Here is an 8,558-nt window from a genome sequence, read left to right as displayed (position 1 = left end):
TGCCGGAGCCGCCGGCTTCGCCGCGACAGCCGCTTCCGGCTTCGGCTTTTCGACATCGACGATGCGCACGAGCACGTTCTCGAAGAACGCATCGCTGGTCTTCACCTGCACGCTCGGCGCTGCCGCACGGATCTTGCCGGCCACCTTTGCCTGCCAGTATGGCGGCGTCGTCACGACGACGGTCTTGCCACTCGCCGCAGCCTGGCGCGCAATCTCGGCCAGCTTGGCGTCGGCCGCGCCGGATTCGAAATCCGCGCCGGTGATCGCCACGCTCTGCGCATGCACCGCGCCCGCGGCGAGTGCACATACCCCTGCGAAAACGGAAAACCGTTTGAACCACAACATGTTCTTTGCCCCTGTAAAAAAAGACTGCGGCAGCAAGAGGCTGCCGCGGCATTGGCCCGCTAGATACGTTTGCAACACGACGAGCGCAAGGACGGAAAACAGAATTTGTGACGCGCATCGACAAACTGCATCACATTTTACCCGCCCGACGAGCCGCCGTGCACGCCGCCGCGCGTCAACGCGGCCGGATCGAGCAGCTTTTCCAGTTCCGCCTTCGACAAATCGGTCGTTTCCAGCGCCACATCGAGGATAGCCCGACCTTCCTTGTAGGCACGCTTCGCCGCGGCCGCGCCCGCCTCGTAACCGATCACCGGATTGAGCGCGGTGACGAGGATGGGATTGCGCGCGAGCGCCTCGCCGACACGATCACGGCGCACCTTGAATCCCGCGATCGCGCGGTCGGCGAGCAGGCGCGAGGCATTCGCGAGAATTTCTATACTTTGCAGCAAATTGTACGCGATCACCGGCAACATCACGTTGAGCTGGAAATTGCCGCTCGCGCCGGCCACGGCGATCGTCGCGTCGTTGCCGATTACCTGCGCCGCAACCATCGCCACCGCTTCGGGGATCACCGGATTGACCTTGCCCGGCATGATCGACGAGCCCGGCTGCAACGCCGGCAATTCGATCTCGCCGATGCCCGCGAGCGGCCCCGAGTTCATCCAGCGCAGGTCGTTGGCGATCTTGGTCAGCGACACAGCGAGCGTCTTGAGCTGGCCCGACAGCTCGACCGCAGCATCCTGCGAGGACAGGCCCTCGAAGAAATTTTTCGCCGAGACGAAACGCACACCAGTCGCGCGGCTCAGCTCCTTGCAGATGCCCGGACCAAGCTTGGCATCGGCGTTCACGCCCGTGCCGACCGCCGTGCCGCCCTGCGCCAGCGCACGCACGCGCTCCAGCGCGCTTTCGATGCGCGCGATGTTCGATGCGATCTGCGCCGACCAGCCGGACAATTCCTGGCCGAAGGTCACCGGCATCGCATCCATCAGGTGCGTGCGGCCGGTCTTGACCATTTTTTTCAACTCCTGCGCGCGACGGTCGATCGTCTTGCGCAGGTGCTTGAGCGCGGGCAGCAGTTTCTCGCTCGCCGACAAGGCCGCGCTGACGTGGATCGCGGTCGGAATCACGTCGTTCGACGACTGACCCATGTTGACGTCGTCATTCGGATGAATCTTCAGCTTCGGCGTGGAAGCCAGATGCGCGATCACCTCGTTCGCATTCATGTTCGACGAGGTCGCCGAGCCGGTCTGGAACACGTCGATCGGGAACTGCGCGTCGAACTCACCCGCGGCGACGCGTTCGGCCGCCTTGCTGATCGCCTTCGCCTTGTTTTTCGGCAGGTGTCCAAGGCTGGCGTTCACTACGGCTGCGGCCGCCTTGATCATGCCCAAAGCGCGGATGAATTCGCGCGGCATGCGCAGGCCGGAGATCGGGAAATTGTCGACCGCGCGCTGCGTCTGTGCGCCGTACAGCGCCTCGGCAGGCACCTTGAGCTCGCCCATGCTGTCGTGTTCGATGCGGAAGTCGGGCATGGCACTCTCTCTTCGTCGGTTGCGATGAATATCCTGAGTTTGCGTTGGCGCGAAGCAAAATCAAGATAAAACAAGTCATTTCGGCTTTTTGCCGATATGACGGGGTTGGCTGTTGGTATCATTGCGCCCCCCAAAGCGCTGCCTGTCCCATGACCCACTCCACCCTCACCGCCTTGTCGCCACTCGACGGCCGCTACGCCGCCAAAGTCGAGGCCTTGCGCCCGATATTCAGCGAATACGGCCTGATGCAGCGGCGCGTCCTTGTCGAAGTGCGCTGGCTCGAGGCGCTGGCCGACGAGGAAGCGATCGCCGAAGTCGCACCGTTCTCCGCCGCGGCGCGGGCGAAACTGCGCGCGATCGCCGACGCGTTTGCCACGATCGACGGCGAGAAGGTCAAGGAAATCGAACGCACGACCAACCACGACGTCAAGGCGATCGAGTATTTCATCAAGCAGCGCATCGGCGACGATGCGGAACTGGCGAAAGCGAAGGAGTTCGTCCATTTCGCCTGCACCAGCGAGGACATCAACAACCTCGCCTACGCGCTGATGCTGCGCGATGCACGCGACGGCGTGCTGCTGCCCGCGCTCGACGGCGTGATCGCGAAGCTGCGCGAACTCGCACATGCGAACGCCGCGCTGCCGATGCTGTCGCGCACGCATGGCCAGACCGCCACGCCGACCACGCTCGGCAAGGAACTCGCCAACGTGATCGCGCGCCTGCAGCGCCAGCGCAAGCAGATCGCGAGCGTGGAAATCCTCGGCAAGATCAACGGCGCAGTCGGCAACTACAACGCACATGCGATCAGCTACCCCGAGGTCGACTGGCCAGCACTGGCGCAGCGCTTCGTCGAATCGCTGGGACTCGTGTTCAATCCGTACACGACCCAAATCGAGCCGCACGATTTCGTCGCCGAGCTGGCCGATGCGACACGCCGTGCGAACGTGATCCTGATCGACCTGTGCCGCGACATCTGGTCCTACATCTCGCTAGGCTATTTCAAGCAGGCACTCAAAGCCGGCGAAGTCGGCTCGTCGACGATGCCGCACAAGGTCAACCCGATCGATTTCGAAAACGCCGAAGGCAATCTCGGCGTCGCCAATGCGCTGTTCGGCCACTTCGCCGAGAAACTGCCGATCTCGCGCTGGCAGCGTGATCTCACGGATTCGACCGTGCTGCGCACGCTCGGCACCGCGTTCGGGCATACGCAGATAGCGCTCGATTCGCTGATGCGCGGTCTTGGCAAGCTAAATGTGAACGATGCGCGCCTCGCCGCCGATCTCGACACCAGCTGGGAAGTGCTCGCCGAAGCCGTGCAGACCGTGATGCGCCGCCACGGCCTGCCCGAACCCTACGAACAATTGAAGGCGCTCACACGCGGCCAAGGCATCACACGCGAGTCGATGCGCGAATTCATCGCTGGCCTCGCCCTGCCCGATGCGGACAAGCAGCGCCTTCTCGCGCTGACGCCGGCAGGCTACATCGGCGTGGCCGAATCGCTGGCAAAAAACATCTGAGCCAGAGTTGATGCGAAACAGCCGGGTCGAAACATTCGCCCGGCTGCACCGGATCAAGCTGCGGCCTTGTGCTTGATCAGCCCTTCTTCCGCCATCGCCGCTTGGACGGCGGGACGCGCGGCGACACGCTCCTGGAACGCGGCAAGCGCGTGCAGGTCGGACAGGTCCACCTTGGCTCCCTTCGCCCAGCGCGTCACCACGAACAGATAGGCGTCGGCCGCGGTGAACGTATCGCCGAGCAGCCAGGGCTGCTTGCCCAGGATGCCGTCGAGCGGCTCGTAGCGCTTGTGCAGATAGGCCTTGCGTTCGGCGCGCGTTTCCTCCGGCGTCTCCGCGTGGAACAGCGGCGAATAGGTCTTGTGGATCTCGGAGTTGATGTAGCCGAGCATCTCCTGCAGGCGCACGCGCGCGAACGTGCCGTTCGCCGGCACCACCGTGTTGCCGGGCTTGAGGTCACCGAGATACTGCACGATGGCCGGGCCTTCGGTCAGCACCTCGCCGTTGTCGAGTTCGAGCACCGGCACATAACCTTTCGGGTTGATCGCGAGGAAGTCGCGGCCGGTTTCGGTTTTCTTGGTCTTCGTATCGACCTTCTCCAGCTCGATGGGCAGGCCGATTTCGCGTGCGACGATATGCGGAGACAGCGAGCAGACGCCAGGGGAATAATAGAGCTTCATGCGGTTTTCCTCTTGATTGAAGACGATTCGTATCGGGCCGCGCGGCCGACGCGATCCCGATGCAGTATCGTATCCATATCTGGTTACTGATGGATACCATCTAACCCCGGGTAACTGCTAAAATGTGGTATCCGCCGAGTAACCTGCGAACCAGCGAGTAACCATGCCATGGGCCTGCCACTGCGCAAGAGCAAAGTCTGTCCGCCGCCCACTTGTCCGTTGACGAAGAGCCTGCTGCTGCTGCGTGGTGCATGGGCGCCGAACGTGATCTGGGCGCTGTCCGGCGAACCGCGCCGCTTCGGCGAACTGCGCCACGACATCCCGATGATTTCCGCGCGCGTGCTGTCCGCACGCCTGCGCGAGCTGGAGATACGTGGCCTCGTATCGCGTCACCTCCTCGACACCTCGCCGCCTTCGGCCGAATACACTCTGACCCCGCTCGGTCGCGAGATGATGCCGGCGATCAAGGCGCTGATCGCGATCGGACACAAGTTGCCCGAGGTCGATCGTCGCGAGGCCAAGATCGCGCGCGGTACATCGATCGCGGGACGCTTGGCCGCATGAAGCCGCGCATGAAAACGTCATCCACGATGCCGGCCATCGAAGTCCGCGCGACGCCGCGTCATCCGCTCGGCATGCCGCCACGCCAGTTCTTGCGCGACTACTGGCAGAAGCGGCCGCTGCTGATCCGCCGCATGTTCGCGGGCGGCGTGGATGCCGTGGCGCCCGACGACCTCGCCGGCCTCGCCTGCGAGGAGGCCGCGCTTTCGCGTATCGTCCGGCGCAACGAAAAACGCGATCGCTGGACGCTGCGCAACGGCCCGTTCCGCGAGCGCGATTTCGCGCGGCTGCCGAAGACACACTGGACCTTGCTGGTGCAGGACGTCGACAAGTGGGACATGGATGTCGCCGCGCTGCTGGCGCGCTTCACCTTCATCCCCAGCTGGCGCATCGACGACGTGATGGTGAGCTACGCCACCGACGGCGGCGGCGTCGGCCCGCACGTCGACCAGTACGACGTGTTCCTCGTGCAAGGCGCAGGTTACCGGCGCTGGAGCATCGATGCACAGCCGCGTGCGTTCGCGCCCGATGCGTTCCGCGACGACGGCGAGCTGAAACTGCTGCGCAAATTTTCACCCACGCACGAATGGCTGCTCGACCCGGGCGATGCGCTGTACCTGCCGCCCGGTGTCGCGCATGACGGCGTCGCGTTCGGCGAGTGCACGACCTATTCGGTCGGCATGCGCGCGCCGTCGCGCTCCGAGCTGCTGTTCGACTTCGCCGAATTCCTCGCCGAGCCGTTGACCGAGGACGACCGTTACGTTGACCCCGATCTTGCCCCAGCGCGCGACAGCGGCGAAATCGACGACGCGGCGCTGGCGCGCGTACGCAGGGCGTTGCCGCATTTTGCCAATGTGGAAAAATCCACCTTGGCGCACTGGTTCGGTCGCTTCATCACGCGCTACCGCAGCGCGCAGATCGCCGCCGCACCGGGCAGCGAAATCGGTCTGCCCGAATTGCAGCGGCGCCTGCCGAAATCCACCGTGCTGCGCAATCCGTTCAGCCGCTTCGCCTGGCGCCGCGACGGACGCGAGGCCGAGTTGTTCGTCGCCGGCGAGGCGCTGCGCTGCCCGACGGCACTGGCCCGGCTGCTCGCCGTCGAGCGCGAGATCGAAGGAAATGTGTTGGCCGGATTGACGACCAACCCGCAGGCTCTGGCGACACTCAAGGCCCTGTTCGATGCGGGGCATCTGCAACTGATCCGCCGGCGATGACGAAGCGGCGCGCGCCTGCGGTCAGCAGCGACGATCACGACCTGTTCGTGCAGGCGATCGGCAGCGTGCGTCCGATCCGTCATCGCGTCGCCGAGAACGAAAGGCCGCGACCGCCGCCAGAACCGGTGCAGTCGCGGCTCGACGAGGCGCGCGTGCCGGGTGAACTGATCGATTCGGACATCGATCCGGCACTGATGGAAGTCGGCGAGGAATTGAGCTATCTCAAGGACGGCCACTCGCCGCTGCTGTTGCGCAAGCTCAAGCGCGGCCAGTTCAGCGTCGCCGACGAGATCGATCTGCACCAGATGACGCAGGCTGTCGCACGCGAGGCGGTCGCGCAGTTCCTTGCCGAGAGCCGGCGCGAACGCCGCCTCTGTGTGAAGATCATCCACGGCAAGGGGCTGCGCTCGCGCAACGAGGGGCCGGTGCTCAAGCGCCTCGTCGACGGGCTGCTGCGTCGCCGCGCCGACGTGCTCGCTTTCGCCTCGGCGAAAGCGAATCAGGGCGGCACGGGTGCCGTGATCGTATTGCTGGCCAGTTGACCTGAACTAGTTGACCGAGCCTGCGGAATCCAGATTCTTCGGCTTCTGTGGATAGTTGATCCACATGACTCGCGCACCCTTGGTCTCCGCCCACTGGTTGACCGCGACCACTTTGCCCATGTCGATATCGGAGTTGGAATCGAACCGGTTGTTTGCGTGCTGGGCGCCGCCCATCGATGCACATCCGCCCAGAGCCAGGGACATGCCCGCTGCGAGGAGTATCGAACGCTTCATGGCAATCTCCGGAGGAACCTGCCAATGCAGCCAGCGACCGCTAGCCGCTAACGACACTATAGGCGAACGCGCAAGATTTGCATGTGCCGAAAGTGCGTGCTCACATCCAGGCACAGATTTCGCGCAACACTACCGTGGCATAGGCACCGGCCGGCAGCCAAAACACCAGTTCCAGGTCGCGATCCGTCAACCAGTTCACTGAAAAATCCTGCGGCCGCAAAGCGAGCGTACGGCGTTCCTGATTGAGGCCGTTCGCTTCGAGCCCGGTGGCAAGTTGCGCATGCTGGGCAACGACGCCGGCTTCGATCTGCGCGACCTCGTCGGCGCTGCGCAGCGCGCCCTTGCCCCACAGCGGCCCGGTCAGGCCGATATCGCCGTCGGCGAAGCGACGGACCAGTTCGTCGCCGAGCGGCTCGGGTCCGAAGATGCTGTGCGTGCCCGCGAGCATCCACACCTCGCCCGCCAGCGGCGTACACCAGTTGCCGGCTTCGATGCGCTCGGCGAGCACCGCATTGAACAGGTGCGAGCGCGCCGCGGACAGCAGCAGACTGCGCTCGTGGCGCTGGAAGCGACGTCCCTCGAACATTTTCAGCGCGCGTTCGACGTTGGCACCGCCATGACCGAAGCGTTGCTCGCCGAAATAGTTCGGCACACCGCCCGATGTGATCGCCGCGATGCGGATTTCGGCCCTGGCGCGATCGCCCGCGACCTCACGCAGGACGATGCGGAAACGGTTGCCCTTGAGCGCGCCGCGCTTGAGCTTGCGGCTGTGGCGTTGGGCCTCGAGCACGCGGAACTCCTCGTGCCGCAGCGCCATCCAGTCGGGTTCGACGCGCTTCCCCGGCAGATGCAGCGAAAAGGTTTGCCGCGTGACCGCGTGGCGATCCTTCAAACCCGCGTAGCTCACGGCGTCGGGCGCGATGTCCGCGTATTTCGCCAGCTCGCGCGCGACGAAGTCGGTGTTCGCGCCGCGCTTTTCCACGCGCAGCAACACGTGTTCGCCGGCACCGTCTGCGGCGAAGCCGAGATCTTCCTCGACGAAGAAGTCTTCCGGCGCAGCGCGCAGCACGCCGGTCAGCGGCGGACCGCCGTGCGCATGCGGGAGTTCGGTCATGTTCCTGTCCTTCAGCGCGGCACGAGCAGCACCACCGCGAATGCCGCGATGCCCTCGCCGCGCCCGGTGAAGCCGAGCTTCTCGCTCGTCGTCGCCTTGATCCCGATCTGGCCGGCGCCGGCGCCGAGATCGACCGCAAGATGCTCGCGCATCGCCTGCGCGTGCGGCGCGACTTTCGGCCGCTCGCAGACGATGGTGATGTCGGCGTTGCCGAGCGTGTAGCCGTGTTCGTGCATCAGTTCGGCGCAGCGGCGCAGGAACATGCGGCTGTCAGCGCCGCGCCAGCGCTCTTCGGACGGCGGGAAATGCGTGCCGATGTCGCCGAGCGCGAGCGCGCCGAGGATCGCATCGCAGAGTGCGTGGATCGCCACGTCGCCGTCCGAATGCGCGACCACGCCCTGCGAGTGTGCGATGCGCACACCGCCGAGGACGATATGGTCGCCCGGGCCGAAAGCGTGGACGTCGAGGCCTTGACCAATGCGCATCAGCATTCCCTCCCGAGCAGGAATTCCGCCAGCATCATGTCGGCCGGCGTCGTCACCTTGATATTGCTTTCCGCGCCTTCGACGAGCAAGGGTTTGAGCCCCGCGCGCTCCATTGCCATCGCCTCGTCGGTGGCGGCAATGCCGGCCGCGCGCGCCGACTCGAGCGCGGCAACTAGTTCGCCGTGGCGGAACATCTGCGGCGTCAGCGCGCGCCAGAGCGGATCGCGCGGCTCGGTCATGCTGCTGCGGCCTTCCTCGTTCGCGCGCTTGATGGTGTCGCGCACCGGCGCGGCGAGGATGGCGCCGATCGGGTCGGCCTGGCCGATGGCCATCAGGC

Annotated in this window: 11 protein-coding genes; 4 read left to right on the top strand and 7 right to left on the bottom strand. The window is 65.0% G+C overall.

Translation table 11 applies throughout. From position 1 onward, the window contains the following. The coding region (locus VF497_RS14130) for a hypothetical protein (RefSeq protein ID WP_330889803.1) at positions 1-345 on the bottom strand (345 nt) is incomplete at its 3' end. 137 nt (positions 346-482) lie between these two features. Then, positions 483-1,877 (bottom strand): class II fumarate hydratase, encoded by a 1,395-nt coding sequence (locus VF497_RS14125; RefSeq protein ID WP_330889801.1) that lies wholly within the window; start codon positions 1,875-1,877, stop codon positions 483-485. A 149-nt stretch (positions 1,878-2,026) separates the two neighbouring features. Here VF497_RS14125 and purB point away from each other — a divergent pair, with 149 nt between their 5' ends. Continuing rightward, positions 2,027-3,394 carry an adenylosuccinate lyase gene (gene purB / locus VF497_RS14120; protein WP_330889799.1) on the top strand — a complete coding sequence of 456 codons (1,368 nt, stop codon included), beginning with the start codon at positions 2,027-2,029 and terminating at the stop codon, positions 3,392-3,394. A 53-nt stretch (positions 3,395-3,447) separates the two neighbouring features. Here the strand turns inward: purB and gstA are convergent, their stop codons facing one another. Further along, complete coding sequence (gene gstA / locus VF497_RS14115) at positions 3,448-4,071, bottom strand: glutathione transferase GstA (protein WP_330889797.1); 624 nt, start codon at positions 4,069-4,071, stop codon at positions 3,448-3,450. Between the two features lie 168 nt (positions 4,072-4,239). On the opposite strand from gstA, the gene VF497_RS14110 reads away from it, so the two are divergent. The 3 genes from VF497_RS14110 to VF497_RS14100 are packed head-to-tail and all read left to right on the top strand — an operon-like array spanning position 4,240 to position 6,388. After that, positions 4,240-4,635 (top strand): helix-turn-helix domain-containing protein, encoded by a 396-nt coding sequence (locus tag VF497_RS14110; protein ID WP_330889795.1) that lies wholly within the window; start codon positions 4,240-4,242, stop codon positions 4,633-4,635. Between the two features lie 8 nt (positions 4,636-4,643). Beyond that, complete coding sequence (locus VF497_RS14105; RefSeq protein WP_330889793.1) at positions 4,644-5,846, top strand: cupin domain-containing protein; 1,203 nt, start codon at positions 4,644-4,646, stop codon at positions 5,844-5,846. After that, positions 5,843-6,388, top strand: a complete 546-nt coding sequence (locus tag VF497_RS14100) for a Smr/MutS family protein (RefSeq protein ID WP_330889791.1) — start codon at positions 5,843-5,845, stop codon at positions 6,386-6,388. Before VF497_RS14105 ends, VF497_RS14100 begins: the two co-directional genes overlap by 4 nt. A gap of 6 nt (positions 6,389-6,394) precedes the next feature. On the opposite strand, the gene VF497_RS14095 is transcribed toward VF497_RS14100, so the two are convergent. The 4 genes from VF497_RS14095 to VF497_RS14080 form a co-directional block, all read right to left on the bottom strand. Next, complete coding sequence (locus VF497_RS14095) at positions 6,395-6,622, bottom strand: hypothetical protein (RefSeq protein WP_330889789.1); 228 nt, start codon at positions 6,620-6,622, stop codon at positions 6,395-6,397. Positions 6,623-6,722: 100 nt separating this feature from the next. Next, positions 6,723-7,736 (bottom strand): tRNA pseudouridine(13) synthase TruD, encoded by a 1,014-nt coding sequence (gene truD, locus VF497_RS14090; protein WP_330889787.1) that lies wholly within the window; start codon positions 7,734-7,736, stop codon positions 6,723-6,725. A gap of 11 nt (positions 7,737-7,747) precedes the next feature. Continuing rightward, positions 7,748-8,221, bottom strand: coding sequence for a 2-C-methyl-D-erythritol 2,4-cyclodiphosphate synthase (gene ispF / locus VF497_RS14085; protein WP_330889785.1), 474 nt, complete (start codon positions 8,219-8,221; stop codon positions 7,748-7,750). Then, positions 8,221-8,558, bottom strand: a 338-nt coding sequence (locus tag VF497_RS14080) for a 2-C-methyl-D-erythritol 4-phosphate cytidylyltransferase (RefSeq protein ID WP_330889783.1), incomplete at its 5' end; no start/stop codon positions are given. The genes ispF and VF497_RS14080, both read right to left, overlap by 1 nt.

This window comes from Rudaea sp. (assembly GCF_036383415.1).
Classification (GTDB): Bacteria; Pseudomonadota; Gammaproteobacteria; order Xanthomonadales; family Rhodanobacteraceae; genus Rudaea.
Note: the sequence above shows the minus strand (reverse complement) of the source record. Positions and strands in the feature narration are given on the sequence as shown.